The sequence below is a fragment of the Ruminiclostridium cellobioparum subsp. termitidis CT1112 genome, from assembly GCF_000350485.1.
Taxonomy (GTDB): Bacteria; Bacillota; Clostridia; order Acetivibrionales; family DSM-1351; genus Ruminiclostridium; species Ruminiclostridium termitidis.
Window position 1 is genome coordinate 268,654 of record NZ_AORV01000065.1, and the last position, 22,950, is coordinate 291,603.

The 22,950-nt window shown below is 45.5% G+C and carries 11 protein-coding genes and 1 pseudogene; 2 read left to right on the forward strand and 10 right to left on the reverse strand.

Translation table 11 applies throughout. The annotated features are described in order from the left end of the window. Nucleotides 1-2 precede the first annotated feature (2 nt). The 9 genes and pseudogenes from CTER_RS23415 to CTER_RS23460 all read right to left on the reverse strand — a co-directional run bounded on the left by CTER_RS23415 (nucleotide 3) and on the right by CTER_RS23460 (nucleotide 17,617). The gene (locus CTER_RS23415) at nucleotides 3-860 is read right to left on the reverse strand and encodes a Cof-type HAD-IIB family hydrolase (protein ID WP_004629942.1); all 858 of its coding nucleotides are present in this window, start codon (nucleotides 858-860) and stop codon (nucleotides 3-5) included. Nucleotides 861-934: 74 nt separating this feature from the next. Then, nucleotides 935-7,900, reverse strand: coding sequence for an S-layer homology domain-containing protein (locus CTER_RS23420; RefSeq protein ID WP_004630225.1), 6,966 nt, complete (start codon nucleotides 7,898-7,900; stop codon nucleotides 935-937). Nucleotides 7,901-8,265: 365 nt separating this feature from the next. Then, nucleotides 8,266-9,953: pseudogene (dhaK, locus tag CTER_RS29330) on the reverse strand (dihydroxyacetone kinase subunit DhaK). A gap of 52 nt (nucleotides 9,954-10,005) precedes the next feature. Continuing rightward, nucleotides 10,006-11,088, reverse strand: coding sequence for a glycerol dehydrogenase (locus CTER_RS23435; RefSeq protein ID WP_004630039.1), 1,083 nt, complete (start codon nucleotides 11,086-11,088; stop codon nucleotides 10,006-10,008). 82 nt (nucleotides 11,089-11,170) lie between these two features. Continuing rightward, nucleotides 11,171-12,025, reverse strand: a complete 855-nt coding sequence (locus CTER_RS23440; protein WP_004629976.1) for an aldose 1-epimerase — start codon at nucleotides 12,023-12,025, stop codon at nucleotides 11,171-11,173. Nucleotides 12,026-12,031: 6 nt separating this feature from the next. Then, nucleotides 12,032-14,020 carry a DUF6259 domain-containing protein gene (locus CTER_RS23445; protein ID WP_004630203.1) on the reverse strand — a complete coding sequence of 663 codons (1,989 nt, stop codon included), beginning with the start codon at nucleotides 14,018-14,020 and terminating at the stop codon, nucleotides 12,032-12,034. Between the two features lie 134 nt (nucleotides 14,021-14,154). Further along, the gene (locus CTER_RS23450; RefSeq protein WP_004629649.1) at nucleotides 14,155-15,705 is read right to left on the reverse strand and encodes an extracellular solute-binding protein; all 1,551 of its coding nucleotides are present in this window, start codon (nucleotides 15,703-15,705) and stop codon (nucleotides 14,155-14,157) included. A gap of 75 nt (nucleotides 15,706-15,780) precedes the next feature. Continuing rightward, nucleotides 15,781-16,659, reverse strand: a complete 879-nt coding sequence (locus CTER_RS23455; protein WP_004630025.1) for a carbohydrate ABC transporter permease — start codon at nucleotides 16,657-16,659, stop codon at nucleotides 15,781-15,783. 10 nt (nucleotides 16,660-16,669) lie between these two features. Next, nucleotides 16,670-17,617: an ABC transporter permease gene (locus tag CTER_RS23460; RefSeq protein ID WP_004630134.1), complete on the reverse strand. Its 948-nt coding sequence runs from the start codon at nucleotides 17,615-17,617 to the stop codon at nucleotides 16,670-16,672. A gap of 269 nt (nucleotides 17,618-17,886) precedes the next feature. On the opposite strand from CTER_RS23460, the gene CTER_RS23465 reads away from it, so the two are divergent. Then, complete coding sequence (locus CTER_RS23465) at nucleotides 17,887-18,726, forward strand: MurR/RpiR family transcriptional regulator (protein ID WP_242835064.1); 840 nt, start codon at nucleotides 17,887-17,889, stop codon at nucleotides 18,724-18,726. Nucleotides 18,727-18,806: 80 nt separating this feature from the next. Here CTER_RS23465 and CTER_RS23470 read toward each other — a convergent pair whose 3' ends face one another. Next, the gene (locus CTER_RS23470) at nucleotides 18,807-20,888 is read right to left on the reverse strand and encodes a hypothetical protein (RefSeq protein ID WP_004629805.1); all 2,082 of its coding nucleotides are present in this window, start codon (nucleotides 20,886-20,888) and stop codon (nucleotides 18,807-18,809) included. Nucleotides 20,889-21,515: 627 nt separating this feature from the next. On the opposite strand from CTER_RS23470, the gene CTER_RS23475 reads away from it, so the two are divergent. After that, nucleotides 21,516-22,937 (forward strand): hypothetical protein, encoded by a 1,422-nt coding sequence (locus CTER_RS23475; protein WP_004629772.1) that lies wholly within the window; start codon nucleotides 21,516-21,518, stop codon nucleotides 22,935-22,937. The last annotated feature ends 13 nt before the right edge of the window (nucleotides 22,938-22,950 follow it).

Here is a 22,950-nt window from a genome sequence, read left to right on the forward strand (position 1 = left end):
TATTAACATCTTTTTATCTGTAAAGCAGGCAGGATATTAAAAATAATATCCTGCATTACATCCTCATCATTGCTTACGGTTATTATATCTGCCGCCTGCTTGACACAATCCCTTGCATTTCTCACAGCAATGCCCACATCAGCCGATTTTATCATTCCAATATCATTGTCGTAGTCACCTACGGCGATAACGGTCTTTTGGCTGAACCGGGGCAGCTTCTTCAGCCCTTCCAGAGCCATGCCCTTGGAAACATTCTTTTTCAAAAGCTCCAGATAGAAATCCTGGGAAAAAACGTTTTCAAGTCTCTCCTCCAGTTCAAAAGCTTTAAGGGCAGCCTGCGCCTCAAACAGATTTTTACCGGTATCGAAGAGTATTGCCTTGTACCAGTCCATTTCTGAAACTTCAGCCAATGCAGAATACCTGAACACCTTTTTTTCCCTTTCAACAGAGGGATCCACATTTCCCTCGGGCGAAACTATGTACATCATTTCAGGAGTGAAGATTTCCACTGTCATATTCTCAAAATTTTTTAAACAGTGGTCAACATATTCATCAAGCATATGTTTTTCCAGAAATTCGGACTTTATATCCCTGTCCTTTTCAAAATCATATACCAATGCACCGTTGTAAAGGATGCACGGACCATTGGGTTTCAGATCTCCCATATACGGTCTGATACTGTATTTTGTTCTGCCGGTTGCCACTCCGAAAATTCCTCCATGTTCAATGAAATATCTTATGGCATTAAAATTTTTCTGCGATATTTTAAAATTTGAACCAATAAGAGTTCCATCCATGTCGCTCAATATCAGATACCGTTCATAGCTGTCTATCATGTCCGAACCTTCCTTTATATTCATAATGATAGGGGCTGTCCCAAAAACTTATATTGTATAAGTTCTGAGACAGCTCCCCATTAATTAAAGTATTATATCTATATCAACTTTGATTTCTGCAAAAGATTTCTTATAATAACACAAGCTTCGGCTCTGGTTATGTCAGCCTTTGGAGCAAGCATTCCGGCATCCTTTCCCGAAACAATACCAGTATCCACACATGAGGCAGCACCTTTGACCGCCCAGGAAGCAACCTTTGATGAATCACTAAAACCTGCAAGAATCTTTTGGTATTCATCAGGATTTGCTTCAGGCTTTAATCCGGTAATTTCCATGGCTTTTGCAATAACAGTCAGAGCCTGTTCGCGGGTAATCCTGTCTTCCGGCCGGAATTCGCCGTTTCCGCTGCCGGTCATAAGCCCGTATGCTGCTGCAATGGAAACAGCATCATGGTACCAGGCTTGAGCGGGTACGTCGGTAAAGGAATTATTTCTGCTGTCTGTGTGCCTGAGCCCCAGAGCATTCACAACTATAGCAGCAAATTCCGCCCTGGTTATGCTTCCTCCCGGATTGAAATTGCCATCTTCCGTACCCGACACTATCAATCTTGACCCCATGTCGTTTATTGCCTGTTTTGCCCAGTGTTTTTCAACATCCTTGAAGGACTTTGTGCTTTCTATCAGCAGATATGTACTGTTGGTAAGGCTGTTTATCCTTGCATAATATTTTCCGTCAATGACAGTTATGGTGGTAGGTACATGGAACAATGCCCCATCCTGCCCTGCCACAACACCTGTAGTGATGCTTGCAGGATCAGCACCTTCCGGTACTGCCAGCCGCCTTTCGACATAGCCCTTGAAATTGGAAACCTCTACTGTTTTGCTTCCAGCTGTACAGGTTATTTCAAATTCAACCGGCCCGGTTATCACCCGGTAGTTGTTTTTGCCGGCAGCTTCCCTGATCATGGCTTCCGTTTCTCCGGATACTTCGGATAGTTTCACTTTAACTTTTATATCCTTCAGCTCAATGTTACTGCCGAATTGAGGAAGAATATCATCTATCCCCATCATGGCGGCAGGAACATTGTATATCATGCTGCCGGCCTTGATTTCAAGAACAGCCTGCTTTGCTTCCATATTTTTAATACTTTGAGCATTAAGTACCAATATTGAAGTATCATCCCCGGTGTCAAACGGTACGGTAATCTTTGCCCCATTGTTCAGGCCGCTTATTATTTCCTGTATCTTGCCATCGTCAACAGTAACAGAGGTAACAGTTTGGCCGCCGGTCTTTTCGGTAACTGCAGAGGCAAATTTTCCTTCAATTCCGTTTACATATATTTTTACACTGGCTTTTTCAGCTGCCGGAGCTTTTGTATTGCCGGAAGTATTGCTGCCTGACGAATTTCCAGGACCAGAAGTACCCCCGTCATTGCCCGAAGTACCGATAGGAATAACAACATTGGATGCTACTGATTCGGGGCCGCTGCCGGCACTGTTTACAGCTCTTACCGTAAACCGGTAGGAAGTGCCGTTGTTCAATCCCGTGACAACTATGGTATTTCCCGTTCCGGTTGCGGTTATGCCTCCGGGAATTGAGGTTGCAATATACCCAGTGATCGGGCTTCCGCCGTTATCCTCCGGAGGAGTAAAACTTATTGTTGCACTGCCATTGCCGGCTGTAGCACTGACTCCGGTAGGTGCACCAGGTACGGCGGCAACGACCGCACTGATCTCGTTTGAGTTCCTGCTTACTCCATACTCATTTACAGCCCGTATTACAAAGTAATAGGTCTTGCCTCCTGTTAAGCCGGAAGCCCTGTAACTCAGCACAGTACCATCCACCGTGGCTGACGCCGCTCCGTATACTTCTGAGGTTTCAGATTTGTATATTTTATAACTGTCTGCTCCCGGAACATTGTTCCAGGTCAATACAATTTCAGAACTTCCAGCTGCCGCCGAAACACCGTCGGGCGGGGCAGGAATACCGGTTGGAACTGCCATTGCCTGATTTGAGAGCGGACTTTCGCCATATGCATTAACTGCTGTTACAGCCAGGTAATAGAGGGTGCCGTTTGTAAGATCCTGTATATTATATTCATAAGTAGCGCCATCAACATATTGTATAAGGTGTCCTCCGGCTGCGCCGTCAACATTATCCAGATATATTGCACCGGGAGAAGTCGAACCTCCGTCGGCAATATCTATTGCACCTGATGTTGTATTTGTAATCATTGCTGTTGTGTTCACATCAGCTGTACTCATGTATATTGTGTCGGCATATATTTTATAGCCTGCGGCACCTTCAACAGGGCTCCAGCTGATTTTAACCCCGCCGTCTCCGGCAGCTGCAGACAGTATTTCAGGTACGCCGGCCGCAGAAGCGCGAGGTTGGGCCATGACCTCTCTGGAGTAACTGCGCTCAATACTGCCGCTTACAGCCTTTACTGCAAAGTAGTATTTTTTCCCGTTTACAAGACCTGTTGCATCATAGCTGTTGGTCAGGCTTCCTGCAGTCCCCAGTTCGGTATCATATATCCCCGATACCGTGCCTGAGAATACTTTATAGCCTTCTGCGTCGGCTACCGGATTCCAGCCAATCACGACATGTGAATCTCCCGGTATTACCGATGATATTACCGGCACCTCCAGAGTACCTGGAGCAGTCCGTACACTTGTGAGCGGAGTGCGCAATACCGCGCCTTCCTCATTTGTTACATTGGCGCACCACCAGTACTGTGTATCGGGCGATAAACCCTCCCACAGCTGGGTAACCGTTCCCGACATATTTTCCTGTTTCCCTATGAGGTTGTTTGTGTAAATACCCACATCCAGTCCACCGGTCTCCAAGGTCTTTATGCTTGTGTCAAAATCCACGTCCAGTTCATAAATATCCTGTGATGAAGCCGTTACTCCGATGTCATAGGAGCTCAATTTGGGATTGTCAAAGTAATTGAAGTCATTTAAATAAGGAGAATATGAATTCATATAGATCTTATCGTTTTCAAGGTCGAAATAGAGCATTTTTATGTATTGCAGACCGCCTTCGGCTGCTCCCTGGTAGTCGGTACAGATCTGATATACCTTGCGTTCCTTTATGCCATCTCCGTTATCGTCGAAGCCGTCAACCTTTATTGCAGCCCCAAAGTAATGTCCGTTGATAACTGCAAAAACATTTGGATTTTTAGCTACCACCTGTTCCTGCACGAGCAAACCTGTATAATCCAGAGTACCGCCCTGTTTCAGATAGCGGTGTATGGCAATGATCGCCTTGCGTTCGGGATACTTCGCCAGAACCTCGTTCATCCAGTCAACTTCCGGCTTATAGCAATCCCAGCTCATATATAGAATGATAAAGTCCTGTCCTCCGGCCGAAATCAGATCATAATGTCCGAGATTATTGCGGTAGGAACCTCCATAATAGATATTCTTATTATACCTGTCTTCTCCGAAATACTTCCAGTAGCTGTCAAATTCCTCATTTCCCGATGCCACATCATGGTTCCCCGCAAGCACTCCATTGGGCATTCCCGCATCATCAAACAGTTTTTGTGCCTGATCGGCTATCTTCCATTGTTCTTCCCGGTCCCATTCATCGATCAAATCTCCCGTATTAATGGTATACTTGATATTATAATTGTCCCGGTTATCCAGGATCCATTGATTCATTTCAGGATAATGATGAGGCCAGCTTTCTACATAGTATTGCGGATCGGATATCCATGCAAAGCTGAAGTCATAGTTTTCAGGCACACCTGTGCCATCCCATGCCTGGCTGCCTTCATTGGAGCCATTTCCCGGGCTCTGAGCCGTGTTCCTCCCCGATGTGGACGGAATACTGCCTTCACTCCGGTTTTGCACCAGCAGCAGTGCCGTACCGTCTTTTATATGATTTTTTGCTTTGAAGGAAGCCTTGATTCCCCCCTGGTCTTCAGAAGCAACAGGCTCCCATTTGTTTTCAGATACATTGAGCACATACATCTGAAGAGTACCGGGTGCATTGCTGCTGCCTTTCCAATCGGCCTCGATCAGATCCTCATCCTTCAGTTCTCCCGTCTGTATTTGGAAAAGCTGATACGGAAGCTCCCTGTCACTGCTTGAGCTCAAACCGCCTGAGCTGCCGTCGAACACCGGATTGTCCCCGGCTCCTGAACTTACCTGAATATTATTATTTTGAAGAGAAAACTGTTTACCTTCCATAAAAGCTACGGTAACTCCGGCATTATAACCGCCGTTCACCTGTACCGATATGGCTGCCGACGTGCTGCTTTCCTGTTCAACCTGATTTACAGCAGCATCGGGTACAGTAATATCCGTAACGAAGGTAACCGATTTTTGAGTGGTTTGTCCCAGCATATCGGTAAAGGAGACATTCAATACATGTGTCCCGTTGCCGATATCACTTGAGGAAACCGTATACGGCAGCGATATTTTCCTGCCGTCCAGGACCGCTTGGGTCTTTGAACTGTCAATATCGCTTCCGCCGTCATTGGCTGCCGGGGAAATAACATATCCCTGATCCAGTTTTTGTCCCTCTTCAAAGCCCACATCCACACCGGGTCCGGCATTATCTGAAATTATGGACGCACTTGCTGTGCTGCCGCCCGCAGAAGCCCTTATAACATGTCTTCCTTCGGCCAGGGCCGCCGTATCAAGTTGAAAACCCCTGCCCTTCAGCATTTCCTCCGGAATTGTAAAATGTACATCCAGTGAAAGACCGCTGCTGCCAATTGTATATTTATCCGAATAGTTTATTCCATTGTCGGGATAGATAAATGTTCCGTCAGGTAAATATAGCGCCATATTGCTCATTGCAAAGCTTGCATAGGTTCCGCCCTCCTGAAAGGGACTTCCCTCGGTACCCGCGCGGAGTGTTACCGTTACCTCATAATCTCCGTCGGCCTTCCTGACAAAATCGCCGCTGTCTATATGAGCTCCTTTCAAGCCCACTCCTGCCCAGCTGGACAGCAGCTTTACAGCTTTACCGCCCACAGTTACGGCATTTTTATAATAGGAAGTCAGATTGTCGGACTTGTACGAGAAATATGCTCCGTTATGCAGAACCGGTACAAGAGACTGCGGCTGACCGTCAATCTCAATATTTATCTCATCGTCTCCGTTCAACATTATTGCAGAAACAGGAATGACTCCGCTCACAACCTGGTTATCGGATACATTCAAAGTAATACCTTCGGTTTTTACCGTTGGATTGATGTCCACGCTGTAAACCGGGGTATCATAATATCTGTATGCATTGTACGCTCTTATGTAAAACGTTACCTTTTTGTGCCCCAGAAATTCACTGGCCGGGATGGAGGTTATGAGCTGCCTGGCAATACGCTGAGTTTTTTCAAGCTTGACCCTGTACTGAACTTCGTCATCAAACCTGTAATATGTCTCAATTGTATTTACCCCGGTTGCAGTGTCATAACAGTCAAAAGCCACATTCAAGGCAATACCTTCATCAATTGCTTGCGGTATGGCCTCTCTGGGTCTGAGCACCATGGTGCTTCCGTCGTCTTCAAATCCTCCGTAATTGTCAAAGGCAACCCTTTGGGCAGGCACCTGCCAGGCTTTTACACTGCCGGGAGTGGGCGTGCTTTTTGTTTCGGCCTTGACCATCCGTATTCCGTTATCCCTGCTATATGTATAATCGATTGTAGTGGTTTTTTCCGTATCATCTATTTCATCTTCATGGTATGTGCCCAAAACTACAGGCTTTTCATAAACATTGCCTAATTTTATGGTTCTTTCAATATCAGGGCTCATACCCGAATAATTCACTTTAATTATGGACTTATTTTCTTCAAGTGCCACACCATAGTGCTGATTAAACTGCGCAACTGTTTTTTCATCATCGTTTATCCATACTACCAGCGTTTTTCCCGGATCTATGTATAGTGCATTGGTTGCAAAGGTCCAGCGCAGGTATGACAAACCCGACGGGTATTCATAAAACACATTGTAGTGGCTGAAGTTGATAGTATGGTCCGAATTATTGTAAAATTCAATATAATTATATTTCGTATCCTCGGTTTTAAGCTCTGTCATCAGCACCTGCGGCTGCTTTGCCGGGTCATATGCATATTGGATACCTGAGGTTTTCTCCTCAGACCTGGTGGTTTTTGTATCGTTATAAGCTTCAATATACCAGGTCACAGTATCCCCCCATAGCTTTGTCCGGGGGACAGTTACACCCAACTTACCGGTTTCGGTGCTTTTCATTGGGAATTGCTGAAATCCCGTATATTCACTTTGTTTCAAAAAAAGACTGGCTGACTTTGTATCTGTAAAATCGGCCGAAACAGTGAATGGTTCCTCACCGGAATAATTATCCTTGGCAAATATATTTGAAATAACCGGCTGATTTGGAATCGTTGGAGGAGTATATTGTTCTTCGGATACAACTCCGGGATTGGGGGCTGTTTTTTGACCATAAACTAGCATGACAGTACCTTCGGCAGGAGCCCGGAATTCAATGCTTTTCCCGTCTGCCGAATCTGTTGCAGGTGTAAAAGCAGCCTCATATATCAAACTTCCGCTGCTGCTCTTTATCCGCATACTTCCGTTATATGTATTGTAAAAACCTTTACATGACGATGAGTCTATTTTATACACCGGCACGCTTTCCTGGATGCCGAATGCACTGCGGAAATCGCTGATGGTTGGGGTCTGGCTTTCAGACGCAGAACTGTACTTGCTTGAATAATATGCCCACAAAACGGCACAGCTGTTGGCAGGAATTATAACATCCCCTGTCTGCCCCAAGAAAGGCATCAGGTATTCCTTGTCTTCAGTTTTTCTGTAGTGATACAGCTTGTAATCCCTGGAGAGATTTATATCGCTGTCTGTGGGATTGTAAATCTCCACATATTCCATAGGGTCAAACACGGCCGAACCTGTGGGAATCCATTGGGGTCTGTCTATATCATCTATATAGACTTCGGTAATTAGAATATTGGCTGCCTTTTGCGCAGCTGCCACCCCGCCGCTGCCTGCAAACATTGAAAATGTCAGCGCAACAGTGCATACCCCTGCAACTATTTTTTTTAGAATGCTTTTCATGACTACCTCCATTACTTATTTTAAATTTCTTTGCTCATACATTAGCCAAATCGAAAATTATATTAGGGAATGCTTTAATAACAACCTCTCAGGAAATTCCAGGTCATTATTTAATCATTCCTAAGTATATTTAATAAAACAGGATTAATCTGTACAGTTACTGTTAACTTTCCGTTATTTTTAATAGATAGATAAAAGTTTTGTGTAAGATTCGGAATGATCTGAGAAAAACAATAAAAATGTAAAATGAAAAGTAGTTCCAATAATTCTGGTATTATTGGCATGCTGCGAAAAATGCCTTCTTGTTTAATTTTCTCAGAAAACATTTTGGAGAATTTTTCTATTGACCAGATTTATAATTTAAATTATTTCAATATATCTTCAATCTTTTTTGATATACCCGTAAAAATTACACCTATTGCCACCGCTCCTGCATCGGGATAGTTAAGGCTCCTCTCGCCCAGATAGCTGGCCCTGCCCTTTGATGCGACATAGGAACGGGTTTTTTCTCCCCCCTGAACTGCAGACACCGCTGCCAGCTTGGAAGCTTCGGAAATTGACAATCCTGAGTTTGCACTTATTCTCAGAGACTGTGCCGCCGGAATCAGTGCATCCAGCAAGGTCTTGTCCCCCAGCTTCGCCCCGCCCCTCTTTTGAATTCCTTCAACGGCACAATTGAGCATTTCCGCAATACCGTTGAGGTCCAAAGCTGCGGCTCCGGCAGAATATTTGGCAGCACTTCTGAAGGCCGAACCCCAAATTGGCCCTGAAGCCCCGCCGCAATACTCGGTGATGATCATACCGACATCCTTCAAAAAATGTCCGATACTCTCCCGTGACAGCTCGCCCGATCTGGCTTTAACCTCTCTGAAGCCTTTTGCCAGCGACATTCCAAAGTCACCATCCCCGGCAGCAGAATCAAGCTGGCAAAAGGGCACCTCGTTTTCAATAATGATATCTGTCATGGTTTCTATAATGATTTCAATATGTTTTACTGTAAGCACATCCATTTACAACACTCCAATCTATATTTTTAGTTCCGGCGCAGACTCTGTCAGAGCAGCCCGAAAGCCGGCGTATCGGCAGGACTGTCCAGATAGGCCATAGTTTCGTCATCCAGCTTTAACAGTGAAATTGAAGCACCTGCCATATCTATTGCCGTCATATAGTTTCCCACGAAAGTCCGGTATACTTTTATTCCGTGCTGATCCAATATTTTTCCGGCGCTGTTGTTGAGTATATACAGTTCCTGCAGGGGCGTGGCTCCCAGCCCGTTGATCATAAGAGCTGCTTTTTCACCCCGAACCAGCGGCATATCTTCAAGAATCATGTCCAGCAATTTTTGTGCCAGATCATCGGAACCGGTGATTTTTTTCCTTTCGACACCCGGTTCACCGTGTATACCCACTCCAAATTCCAGCTCATCTTCAGCAAGGGTGAAGGTAGGCGTACCTTTGGCAGGAACGGTACAGGAGGTAAGAGCAAATCCTATTGAGCGGACATTTTCAGCCACCTTTTCGGCTATCCTTTTCACCTGGGGCAGTTCCAGACCTGTCTCTGCAGCGGCACCGGCTATCTTGTGCACAAAAACGGTACCGGCTACGCCCCTGCGGCCAACCGTATACAAACTGTTTTTTACCGCAACATCATCCTCCACATATACTTTTTCTACTGCAATATCGTCATCTTCCTGTGCCATCTCGGCTGCCGCCTCAAAATTCAGCTTATCCCCGGTATAGTTCTTTATAATGAGCAGTGTGCCCTTATCCGTTTTATTGTTTACAATGGCATTATATACCTGCACGGTTGACGGAGACGCAAAGACATCTCCGCAAACGGCCGCATCCAGCATGCCCTTGCCCACAAAACCTCCGTGAGCGGGTTCATGGCCGCTGCCGCCTCCACTTATCAGGCATACCTTGCTTTTATCGGGCTGTTTTCTCGATAAAACCCTGTATTTTGGATCAAAAACCAGGTAATCCGGATGGGCCCGTTCCATGCCCAGGCACATTTCATTTACAACTGCTTCAGGACTGTTAATAATTTTTTTCATAGTAACCTCCATAGTATGTGAATAATCAGTATCAAGCCCTTGAATACCCTGCTTATGCTCCCAATTTATCTGCAACCAGGATAGCGGAATACACATCCTCCGGTGTCACTTTAAACGGCATGTTATGTATTGTCTCACCCTCGGCACAGGCCGCTCTGGCGACAAGCATCAGCTTTTCGGCGTCAGGCTCTGTGACACCCACATCCTTGAGGCAGGTTGGCAGCCCTACGGTTTTAAAATATTTTATTATAGTGTTGATTTCTTCTTCGGGAGCATTTTCCAGTACAAGATGAACCACTACCCCAAATGCCACTTTTTCCCCATGATAGTAATGGTGGGTATCCTCCAGCTGTGTAAGGCCGTCATGGATTGCGTGGCAGGCTGCAAGTCCGCTGCTTTCGAAGCCCAGACCGCTCAGAAGTATATTTGCCTCCACAATATTTTCAAGTGCCTGGGTGACAACTTTGGCCTCACAGGCAGCCTTTGCCTTGACCGAATCCTCCAGCAGCGTCTCATAGCAGGTTCTGGCTATTGCAAAAGCAGCTTTTGTGCTTTTGGCGCCCGACATGTTATCTGCATTTGCACGTACACAGGACCTTGCTTCAAAGTATGTAGACATGGCATCACCCATACCTGCCACCAGAAATCTTACCGGCGCTTTTGCTATAATAGTTGTATCAACCAGTACAATGTCAGGGTTTTTATTCAGATGGAAATACTCCACAAATTCATGAGCTTCATTGTAAATTATGGCAAGTTTACTGGTGGGAGCATCGGTAGATGCAATGGTCGGTACGATGATAACAGGCTTTTTACCGATGCAGGCTGCAGCCTTTGCCGTGTCGAGAGCCTTTCCCCCTCCAAGCCCGATGAATACACCGCAGCCGTTGTCTTCCGCCAGTTTCATCATGCGTTCAATTTCAGCCTTTGTACACTCTTCCTTAAACTCTCCATAAATAATTTTAAAAGGATTTTTTTTGATTGAATCATCCAGGTACTTCTGGACACGTGCCTGGTCATCTTTGGAAGCTACCAGCAGAGCACTGTCTGAAAATTCCAGTACCAGTTCGCCCAGTTCGGACAGCACATCCTGCCCCTGAATATACTTTGATGGCGAAATCATTATTTTTTTCATATCACACACTCCTTGTAAAATAAATTATTTACATAATATTAAATTGGTCTTTATATAACTTAAACCTGGAATTTAATTTTGTTTATTTGTATCCGGCAATTGAAAACCTGAGCCAGAACCGCGCTGTTTCTCCCCGGGGCAATACCAAATGGCCTCCCGGCATATTAAGCCCGTTTACAGGTCCTGTCTGAGGCTCAACACACAAAAAACCCTTATTGCCTCCGCCGTTGTAAAGCACCCACTGTGTAAATTCCGGAGAAGCCTGGAATAAAACATCTCCCAGACGTGCAGCCTGGCTTTCAGCGGTATAATAATCCGAAATCACCTGTCCTTCGGAAACACAACCCTTCTTGAAACAGAGCTCACGTTCATTCAAAGCGCTGAGCTTTCCTGTGGGAAGATGACGTTCATCCCTTTCCCAGCGCTCTTTTATGGCTACTGAAAATTCCCCGGGTGCGGCAAAGCTGGTATGAAAGCCCAGCAATACCGGCATGTTGCAGCTGCCGTCGTTGAGTATCTCTATGTTTTGGGTGAGACCCTCCCTGTCAAGTTCAAAGGATAACTTCATGGAAAAGTCAAAGGGGAACCATTTCCCTCTGTTTTTTAACAGGCATGTGGCACTTCTGTCTGTTACTTCAGCCGCCTCAAAGGGTGCATTGTACAGACTGCCATGCAGGTGGCTGCCTGTGTTGGGTTCGTTCACCGGCAGACGATATTTCCTGTTTTCGAACTTAAAAATGCCGTCTGCAGTCCTGTTTGGAGGGAAAAGCACCGGATTTCCGTACAGACATGGATTTTCCCTCAGCTGCTCAATATTATCCGGTGTGCGTAAAACCGGGAGACCTTTATATTCAAGTAAAATCAAATTCGCCCCGAAGGACGGCAATACTTCAGCCTCCCAGTCCTCAAAGCCCAAGTGTATACAATTTTCAAGCATAGGTTTTCAGCCTTTCCAGGGCAGGCAGGTCACAGCCTGTGAAGCCAGCTTTACTGTCTGACCGCATACTGTAAACTCCGCGGGTATGTCTGAATCGTTCCAGAGTACCAGCAGGATTTGTCGGTCTGCATTTTCATACTGGGTCATGCGTACTTTTTCCGGTAAAACAGGAGTATGCCTGCACACAAAACGCCCCCTGTAGAAAAAATCCCTGTACATTTTTTTCAGCTCCAGCAGCTTTTTAACATAGGCCGCATAATCTGGCAAATCACTGATTATGGACTTTCTGCCCCGGTATATTGAAACGTCGAACCGGAAACCGTAGGCAAATGAATAGTTGAGTATCCTTTTGAAATCCTCCCGGTCATCGTGCAGAAATCTGTCCGACATGATGGGCTCGGGAAAAGTCCTCAGAAACATATCGGGAAAAGCAGTCTCGCCATAAAAATTACCGTACTGGCAGCCGTGATGGTAATGAACGTGGGGTGCAAAAGCGTCAACGCACTGCTCAGTTCCGTAAGCCACTTCCGGCCCGCACAGCCTGACTATGGCATCCATATTTTCAATGCGCCATTTTGCCTCGGTATCACCGCGTTTTCCATGCTTATGTGTTTCATCAAAGCAGATTTTCGGCAGATGTCCCCCCATCTGGTCATAAAATATGGAGTCGGGACCGAAGGAAAGCTTTGTCCTTCCATTTTCCAGCAGCTTCTCCTGCCACTGTTCCGTTGCCTGGCAGGCCGATACAAAGCTCTTGTACCCATAGCTCCGCAGCAGCATGCCATCGTTTGAAAACTGGTAGTGCTCACGGTATTCATTGAGGTCTATATCCTTGCGGCAGATCTCCCTGCCGGTTTCCTGATAATAGTCGGTAGTTATATCGATAAGGACCCCGTTGGTGTAGAGTGCCACATGCCCTCCCATCTGACGCACCTGTGCGATGGCGTCCTTCAAGCCCTGCTCTCCGCCCAGCTCCGGGTCGGCCTCATACCGGGGATAGCCGTTGTCAAACCGTCCCTTCCACCAGCCAAACACCAGCAGTGTATTGAGTCCGTATTTCATACCCTCCTCATAAATACGGGGCAAATCCCCATACCTGAAAAATACCTCGCCATACTGGTGCCTCAGTATTATTCTCTGCCAGCCCGGCATATCCTGAACCCACTCAGGTTTTTCAGGCACTGAATACCAGTTGCCTCTGGCCCAGTTCCCGTAGATATCGGAGCCTGTTCTCCAGTCCCCCTCGTTCAATGAGATTACAGAGTGCGCGCTTTCCAGCCTTTCTCCCGGTTGAACCAGCATATAGTTGGAAATCGAAAGAATCATCCTTTTCCCGGAGCCTCGCGGATTCAACCCCGCCGCCAGAGTAGCAGATCGGAATTGATTGTCATGGCGGCCCACATACAGGAAATGCCCTCCGCTTTCCACACCGGACCAGCACATTGCCGCATCGCAGGGATACTGCACCACATTCCATATTTCATTGTAGTCTGCCGCCATATACTCGCTGTGTGATTTTTTAAGAGTTTCCCACGGGTTTATGATTTTCTCCCCCAGCCCGTTCATCTTGTAATAGATGTCCTTTTCGCGCTCAAGAGAAGCGATTGAGGACAGTTCCACAAATGGAAGCTGCAACTCATTGAGCCTTGCTCCGCTTTGGTTTTCTGCTTCGGCCCACATTTCCAGCGACTCATATGTGTGGACCGCGGCTTTTATATGAATTTTGAGCTTTACATCAAATACCCGCCCGTCATCACCTGTCAACTGAGGATAACTTATTATGATTTCATCTTTAAATTTTTCGGCAGTACCTTTTTGCTTTGAAGAACGTATTGTCATGGAACGGTAATATCCGTCATCCATGTGACAACGCCAGAAATCAGCCTGCTCCCTGTTTTCAAGCGGAAGCTCCCTTGCCGACCATATTATCCGGCTTCCGTCACCGCTGATCTGTAACTGCAATTTACCTGCCTCCAACGTCTCGTATTGATACATGTTCTTATCCTCCAAAAATTTGTCTCATTTTGAGAGCCTGTTTAATGTCTGCTGCAAAATCCGACAAAATGGCGGGTGCAATGAGACTTTAAACAGGCTCTGAGACAGCCCCGCTTTACTTGATTACGATATCTCTATTTCTGTGAGTTGTAAGCGGCTGTTGCTTCCTGCTCCCACTCTTTTCCGCCCTCATTTTCCCAGCGGGCTATGGCTTTCTTATATTCCTCTTCCAGATTTCCCTTTGTTGATATAAGCTGACAGAATACTTCCTTTTCTACAGTCTTTAAATTCGCTCCGTAATTGGTGTCTGCTTCAAAGGATGTGTAGATGAAAGGCCATTCTATTGTACACATTGCATCGGCCATTTCCACGCCCTGTTTGGTCTGTGCATTAAATGTACGGCGTTCGGTGGTTATCTTTGGTCTGATGAAATCGGAATAAACAAACACTCCGTCATTTCTGTTGGTTGTGCTGTCGTCATATGGTTTAATCATCTCATAGGTGCCGGCAGCTTTGTCGACCCAATTAAAGTGCTTGCCTTCAACACCCAGACGGAGAAGAGCATTTCCATCTTCGGTCAGGAAGAAATCAATAAGCTTTACGGCTGCGGCAGGATTCTTGCAGGTGGAACTTACAACAACACTCGGTGTATAGCTGGGATAGATTTTCCCCTGGGCCGCCTGGCCTGTGGGCCCTTTTATTGCTGCAAAATCAAAGGTAGGCACAGGATTTTCGGTGTAGCGGGAAGGCATCCAGTTATTAGTCGGTCCCGGGCACTGGAAGTCAAAAGCTCCTACCTTACCGTTCCACAGCTTGCCAAAGGAGTCCATTGTGGGGATGGTGGCAAAATCGGGATCCATTACCCCGTTCTGGTACAGCTTCTGGAAATATTTAATGGCATCCAGGAAGTTTTTATGCTTCAAGCCTGTGGTTACAGTACCGTCGTCCAGTTGGACGGGACGCAGACCGTTCATGTTCGCTGCAATACCATAGGCCCCCAGTATGCTGGTGAAATTGTTCCAGTTGCCTACTATGGAAGCACCAAGTCCTAATGTGTCATTTTTTCCGTTGCCATCCGGGTCATTGAAAGTAAAAGCATAGAGTACGTCATACAGGCTGTCCAGATCGGTAGGCATTTCCTTGCCGACTTTTTTCAACCAGTCGGTACGGATATTCATATTCTGTGCATAATCGTGATCGGCGTTGAACAGTGCATATACTTTTCCGTCCTTGTTTAAGGGATGGCTGGCAAGCACTTCTCCAAGATTGTCCTGAATTGACTTTGCATCCTTAACATATTCCGTCAGGTCGGACAGCATCCCGTTTTGTTTTAACTGTTCGGCGTCAGATATGGTCGACGCCCAAAAGATGTCAGGTAGAGTTTTTGCTGCGATCAAGGTATTTAGCTTTGAGGCTGAATCAGCCAGTGAAACATAGGTTACCTTCAAACTGCTGTTGGTCTTGTTTTCGATTTCCTTCAATACTGAGTTGGTATCCGGCGGAGAATTGTCACCTACCACCAGCATGCTTAATTCAGCAGGACCAGCTGCTGATGCAGAAGCCGTCTGCCCAGCCGAAGCACCGGAGCTTCCTGAATTTTCCGAAGGTGAACCCCCGCAGGCACTCATTGTAAATGCTATTACGGCAACAAGTGCTGCGCTTATAATTCTTTGAATCCTTTTCATACGCTCTCTCCTTAACAATTATTTTTTTGGTTATTTGTAAAACACCAAAACCCATTTGCAGGTTTCAGCATAATATTATCCCTTCACCGCGCCGGTGGTTATGCCGGTTGTATAGTATTTTTGCAGGTACGGGTATACGATCAGTATAGGTATTACAGAAACCGATATGGTTACCATTTTCAGAGTTTCCTCCGTCACCCTGGCAGCATCGCTGATGCCCTGTATGCCCGAAAGTACCGCTCCTGAACCCGCCGAGGAAAACAGGTTTCTCAAGTAAACCTGCAAGATCTGAAGACTGTTGTTGTTAATGTAAAGGACTCCATCCAGATACGCATTCCAGTTGCTGACCCCGTAGAACATACCGACTGCTGCCAGAGTGGGAGTCGAAATGGGAAGAATTATACGGAACAGAACGGTTATGGGATTGGCTCCGTCAATTCTCGCAGATTCCTCCAGACTTGCCGGAATGGATTGGAAATAGTTTCTCATGATGAACAGGTTGTAGGCACTCATTGCGTTTGGTATAACCAGCGCCCAGAAAGTATCAATCATATGAAGGTCGTTTACAAGAAGATATGTAGGAATCATGCCGCCGTTGAACAGCATTGTAAAGAATATGGCAATACATAGGAACTTTCTGCCTTTCAGGCGCGACAATGAAAGAGGATAAGCCAGCATGGCCGTCAGTATAACACTGAGCAGGGTTCCCACTGCAGTCCTTGCTATGGTATTCCAGTACGCGTTATACAGCTGCGGCTGTTTCAGCACCAGTTCATAGCCTGTAATGTCCAGGCCCTTGGGCAGGAAGAACAGTCCTCCTGCCGACGCCCTCTGGGAATCGCTTATAGAGTACATTAAAACATGCCAGAAAGGGTATATTGTAATAAACGCGATCAGGAACAAGGCCACACCGTTTATGATCATTCCGATTATTTCTGCTTTTGACTTTTTCATGGTATCCTCCTTAGATCATGCTGCTATCAGGATCAGTTTTTTTAGCGATAGCATTTGTTATGATAACCAGCACAAGACCGATCACGGACTGGAACAGACCTGCGGCAGTAGCAAGCGCAAATTGTTTGTTTTGAAGTCCCACGCGGTACACAAATGTGTCTATGATATCGGCTACAGGATTTACCATAGGATTGGTTATGGCAAAAATCTGGTCAAAACCAGCATACATAACCTCACCGACACGGAACATCAGAAGTACGATTATTGTGGATTTTATACAGGGAAGTGTTATATGTATCAGCTGGCGCCATTTTCCCGCGCCGTCAATGGAAGCTGCCTCATACAGCTGATCGTCAATTCCCATAAGGGCTGCCAGGTAAACGATTGTACCCATACCTGCATTTTTCCAAACATGGGACCAAACAATCACCGATTGAAAGCTGTCCACATCTGTCAGGAGGTTGGGAAGCTGTCCGGTATATCCTATAAAATTGGCTATTTCACGTATTCCGCCCATACTTGGAGAAAACAGTGCGTACATCAGACCATTTATTACCACCCATGAAACAAAGTTCGGCAGGATAACCGAAGTCTGGATAAATTTTTTGCAATTGCGGCTGTTCACCTCATTTATCATCAAAGACAGTATAATCGGTATTGGAAAGCCGATAACCAGCTTCTGCAGGCTGATTACAATGTTGTTATACAATGCTCTTTGAAATCCGATCTGGGAAATAAGTTTGCTGAAATTGTCAAATCCCACCCAGGTGGAATTGTCGGGATTAAAAATGTTATAGTTTTGAAAAGCAATTGATACGCCATACATCGGTATGTACTTGAAAACAAGAAAATAAAGAAGCCCCGGAACCATAAGAAGATAAAGCATATATTCACTTCTCATATAGGAAAAGATTCCCCGTTTTTTAGGAACAGCGAGTGGCCTGGTCTGAATTGACATTTTTGTTTCTCCTCTCTGGAACTAAAAATTGCATAAATAATATAGAGTTTTTGAGATGTAAATTGTTGATATTTCATAGTATAATCATTTGAAATGATTATGTCAATATTTTTTATTTATTTTAAAACAAATTTTTAAATATATTTTTGTAACTTGTCCTTTGTTTGATTTATTGATAATATAAATACAATGAATTTAAATAAATACAAAGAATTCAAATAATTACAAGGAATTCAAAGAAAGGAACAAGTAAATTGACCGGATGCTGTTTGAAGATAAAAGAGTCATTAAGTGGACTTACCAAAAAAGAAAAGCTGGTGGCAAATTATATACTTCAATTTCCACAGGATGTCCCCAAAATGTCCATCTATGAGCTTGCAGTGGCCAGCGGAACAAGTCCCTCTGCAGTAGTCAGGCTCTGTAAAAGTCTTGGCTATGACGGCTACAAGGAGTTTTGCAGACTGCTTACCGCAGACGTCAGTGCCAACAGGAAAGATGACATAGTTTACGAAGATGTGCGTCCCGGAGACAGTCTTTCCTCCATTGCCAAAAGTGTTGCCATGAGTAATATCAGAGCTATTGAAAGTTCTCTGCAGATTTTGGACGAAGCCCAGCTGGAGCAGGCTGTAGACGCTATTTCAGAAGCCGACAGGGTGGATTTTTACGGAGTCGGCACCTCCTGTCTTGTGGCCATGGACGCTCACAGCAAATTTCTGCGTATAAGCAAGAACAGCAACGCCAGCGAAGACCCCCATGTGCAGGTTTTAAGCGCAGCCACCCTGAAGAAAGGCGATGTTGCCGTCATCATTTCCTACAGCGGTGAAACCAGGGATATACTGGTTATTGCAGACATTATCAAGAAAACTTCCGCAACAGTAATTGCTGTTACAAAATACGGAAAAAATTCATTGAGCACACTGGCAGATATAAATTTGTGCACCTACAGTACTGAAAATCTCATCCGCAGCGGCGCCATGAGTTCACGGATAAGCCAGTTTACCATCATCGATATTTTATACACGGCGGTAGCCAGCAATAATTATTCAAAGGTGAAGCCTCACCTGGACAAATCACTGTTTGCCGCCGGACGTCTGCGTTCAAGCAAATAAAAACAGGAATGGTTGGAGCCTGGAAATACTCCATCCGTTCCTGTTTTTATTTGCGAAATTCATATCTATTATCCTGTTTATTATCTCGACCGGAAGACCTTTGCCGGTTTTGCCCCAGGACTGATGCTGCCGGATACATAGTCGTAAAGCTTATGATTTGTTGAAATAAAATGCCTTATCAATTCATCGTAGGGCCGGTTGCATATGTCTATTACGCCATGCTGCATGCACTCGCCGTCAAAACGTCCCAGCAGAGGCTGATCATTCATTTCAAAATAATGAATTCCAATACAGTTTTTGTGATTCATAGCCCCCTGCATATAGTATTCACACGCCCTGCCGCGCTCCTCCTGAGTTTCGGCAGCCAGCAGGCCGCAGGACAGAAGTCCCTTGTCGGCCCCTCCAACATGCCATTCTCCGACAATACAGGGCATGTCGGCAGAATCCGCCGCAATTTTCAGGCTGGGCACCGCCGAATCGAAATAGCAGTTGAATGAAATAACCTCAAAGCACTCACTGCCTGCTATTTCATTCCTGCTGATTTCGCTGTACCGCATTCCCAGGTTCATGTGATTGGGATCTACTCTGCGCAGGGCATCCCCCGGAACCTGTGAATATTTTTCCAGAAGCCTGGCCCTTAAAAATTTCATATCTTCCATGGCTTCAGCACTGAAGCCGTCCGCATGGGAAAAGGGCGCATACAAATCCTCAAATGCTCCGAAACTCCGGTTCCAGGCCCCATTCAATGCATCTATGATACCATATTTATTGCGCAGGATATCTATAAGCGCTGTTTTTGATGCCAGCCTTTGAGGATGGGCAAATACTCTCTCGGCAATATTGACCGAGGTCTGGAACTTCCATTCCGGTTCGTTGGTGATAAAGTATCCTATCATGTACTGATTTCCCGCAAAAGGTGCCAGCTGTTTTTCGGCAAATAACCTTGAACGCTCCTCATACTGCCGGGAGTATACATCCGGAAAGTCACGGAATACAAGCTCATCCGTGAGAGGAAAATCCTTAAGCGTCCACACAAAAGGAATCCTGGCTTGAGCCAGAAAGTCCATAACTCTTTCATCGCCGTAGTTATCTACACCGACACCGATGGTGTTGAAGCCCCACCTTTTCAGCCTGGCGCTGTTTATTTTCAGCCAGGCCTCCCACCATTTATCAGGGCCGAAAGCTCTTATCATGTTGGCACGTGCAAAGTTGAACATCTTTCTGTTTTTACCTGCCTCGGGACCGTTCCTCTTGGCGAATTCCGGTATCCTGTCGGCGGTGGTCCAGGCAGCTGTGTAAGTTTCATCTTCGGGATCAGGAAGCCAGGAAAACAGGTTTTCCATTTTATCCACAAAACCATGTACGCCCATCCTGCTGCCGTAACACATACCGTTGCTGAAAAAAGCATACCCGTCAGGATCTGCAAGCCACCAGCGTTTACCGTCATAATGCGTATGAAAGAATCCGGTAGCATCAAATTTCAGTGCCTTCCAGCCGCCGTATACGCTCCAGCCTTCAGGGTAGCTGTTGTCCGTTTCGGAGCGTTTATACTCCTGCTGGAGATATTCCACCATTTCTTCCACACTGCCTGTTTTTGAACTCCAGCTTTTTTGAATCCACTGCCCCATTTCATCCACCATCGGTTGGCCTATGACCTTCATATCGGGAAGGGCATCGGAAAGATATGCCTCAAAAATGGTGATGCTGTTGAAAATACGGCTGTAGCCAGGATGGAAATACAGCTCCACAGCATTCATTTCAGTAATGGCACATGGCTTGCAGGTGACCCTTGCCTTCAGCATTCCCGGCAAGGTCAACAGGAAAAAGCGCTTGGACTGAAGTGCTTCAAGGTCCACAACCAGCTTCACCCTTCTTGTAGGAAGCATTTCATAATTGATATGCCCCGGTTCCTCTCCTTCAGCCGGTTTGGCCTTTTCAAAGCGGAAATCCAGAAGCATCTGGGAATCCATGTCCGCAAGCATGTCAACAATAAAGTACCGGTAATTCCCCCAGCTGACATCTCCCATTTCAGCAGTTTCGCCCTCAAGCCTCAGCCTGATGAAACCGTCGGCATCGGGCTCAATAACCCGCAAATCCCCGCCATTGAGTTCTGTTCCCTGCAGTAAATGGAATTTTTTTAAATCAATATTCTGTTTATTCATTTCAAGCCTCCTGATTTAATAATTGAAGTAGCTTTACACTGCCCAACTCAAATTTTACTGTTTCTTTTATTACGAAATATATCGCATTTTAAATTAAAATTCAAGACAATTTGTTTCGTATTCAAAAATACTTTCTGATATTTTGTTTCATATTTTTCATTTGAGTATCCCATGGTATACTTATGTAAAATTTTAGAAAACCATTAATATGTGGGCTTTTGACCTAAATATTATTTTTATATAATTTATAATTTCCGAAATTATTTTCATCATTATTATTTTTTTTCGAAAATACTATTGACGCTTTTTGGTGTTAAATATATAATTGTGATAACAGGAATATAAGCCTTAAGTGGGCAGCTACCCTGAACATGTTATCTTAAGGTCATTCTTACTACTAATTAGGAGTAACGGCTGGAAAGACTTTTAGTCGGAAAAGCCGGTATCATCTGCCCGTTTGCCGGGCAAACAAATAGCTGGTGCATTAAATAAATTTAACCCCATAAAAAAGTGTATAAAATACTTTTGTCGTTGGCACATCTGGGGATAATAGAGGAGTTAACAAATTTCATTACAATTTGTTGCCGCTATTGCGGCTTAAAGCCATAGCATGGCTTGGAGGTTAACATGCAACTAATACCAAAAACAGGACTATTGCTGATTGCTACGTCCCGCTTCCGTGAACTTGGCAAAGGCCTTGCGCAGGGCGATTACGGTTTACGAAAGGAAACAGAAGCAGATCAATATGTAAAGGAACTTGAGAAATTCAGTAAGGTATCGTTTCCCGGTATAATTTATACCCGTGAGGATATTGAGACTGCCATACAATTTTTTCAGTCCGAAAAAGTTGATTGGGTTTTTGCACTGTTTCTTTCCTGGTCAGAGGATTTTGCCTGGGTACGGTTTTTGCGGGATATGGTGCCTGTACCTGTCTTCTTTGGCTGCAAAACCAGAGACAGTATTTCATTCACCGATACCGCCGATGAATCGGACTTTGTAGAATTTCTTTCGGCCGGAGGGCTTGTAGGTACCCTTGAAGCATCCGGCTCAATAAAACGTTTCGGCAGGCCCATGCTGGTCACATCCATCGGGCAAACCGATGAGCTCATGCTTGCCGCAAGACATTTTTCACAGGCTGCCGCAGTCCGCACTGCTCTTCGCAGTATCAGCTTCGGTTTGCTGGCCTCGTATAATGAAGTCATGTGGTCAACCTATGTAGATCCTTATAATTTTTTTATGAAAGCCGGTCCGGAGCTCCGATTTCTTTCTGTTGCCGGTCTGACCAAAGAAATCGGCACAATTGACACTAAACTTGTACATAATACCCGTAACATTTTAGAGAAACAGTATCAGGTTTTGCCTGACGTTGACGTCGAAAAATTCAATGCCTCCATCCGCGCCTCCCTGGCTGTTGAGAGCATGGCGCGCAAGGCAGGTGTGAGCATGGTGGTGCTCAACGATGTGGATCCTGTTCTATTGACCGAGGTAGGCCTCCGTCCCGGATTTTTGCCATGTCCAGGCACTGATGACGTTGCAGTCGTGCCGGAAGGGGATATCGGAGGAGGCCTGGCAGTTTACATTTTAAAAAAGCTATCTGGAAAACCGGTCAGCTTTATTGAACCTTTTCATATTGATATGAAACAGGACTGCTTTGCAGGAGGCCACGCAGGACCAAACGATTATACCGATCCTTCCGGCAGCGTGAGGATTGCCAGAGATGTCAGGTTTGCAAAAACAAATTACAAGCATGCCGGGGCTCCCTTTGCCTGGTATGTGATTCCTCCGGGACTGAAAACAATGCTTCATGTCTCGGAATGCAACGGCCGTTTTAAAATGGTATGTACCTTGGTGGAGGCCTTGCCCTGTGAGCATTTTATCACATCCTATTCCCACGGCCTTTTCCGTCCTGCGGCCGGCACGGTACAGGAGCTGTTTCAAAGGCTTGTAAGTATTGGAGTTACTCAACACTACGGTATAGTCTCCGGTGACTACACCCGTGAATTGTCATATTTGGCACAGTTGCTGGATTTTGATTTAGAAATTCTATAATTCTGGTGTCATC

Excerpts from the sequence above, each read along its gene's own strand:
- CTER_RS23415 (WP_004629942.1), bottom strand. The coding sequence starts at position 860 with ATGAATATAAAGGAAGGTTCGGACATGATAGACAGCTATGAACGGTAT.
- CTER_RS23450 (WP_004629649.1), bottom strand. The coding sequence starts at position 15,705 with ATGAAAAGGATTCAAAGAATTATAAGCGCAGCACTTGTTGCCGTAATA.
- CTER_RS23420 (WP_004630225.1), bottom strand. The coding sequence starts at position 7,900 with ATGAAAAGCATTCTAAAAAAAATAGTTGCAGGGGTATGCACTGTTGCG.
- CTER_RS23445 (WP_004630203.1), bottom strand. The coding sequence starts at position 14,020 with ATGTATCAATACGAGACGTTGGAGGCAGGTAAATTGCAGTTACAGATC.
- CTER_RS23440 (WP_004629976.1), bottom strand. The coding sequence starts at position 12,025 with ATGCTTGAAAATTGTATACACTTGGGCTTTGAGGACTGGGAGGCTGAA.
- CTER_RS23475 (WP_004629772.1), top strand. The coding sequence starts at position 21,516 with ATGCAACTAATACCAAAAACAGGACTATTGCTGATTGCTACGTCCCGC.
- CTER_RS23455 (WP_004630025.1), bottom strand. The coding sequence starts at position 16,659 with ATGAAAAAGTCAAAAGCAGAAATAATCGGAATGATCATAAACGGTGTG.
- CTER_RS23460 (WP_004630134.1), bottom strand. The coding sequence starts at position 17,617 with ATGTCAATTCAGACCAGGCCACTCGCTGTTCCTAAAAAACGGGGAATC.
- CTER_RS23470 (WP_004629805.1), bottom strand. The coding sequence starts at position 20,888 with ATGAATAAACAGAATATTGATTTAAAAAAATTCCATTTACTGCAGGGA.
- CTER_RS23435 (WP_004630039.1), bottom strand. The coding sequence starts at position 11,088 with ATGAAAAAAATAATGATTTCGCCATCAAAGTATATTCAGGGGCAGGAT.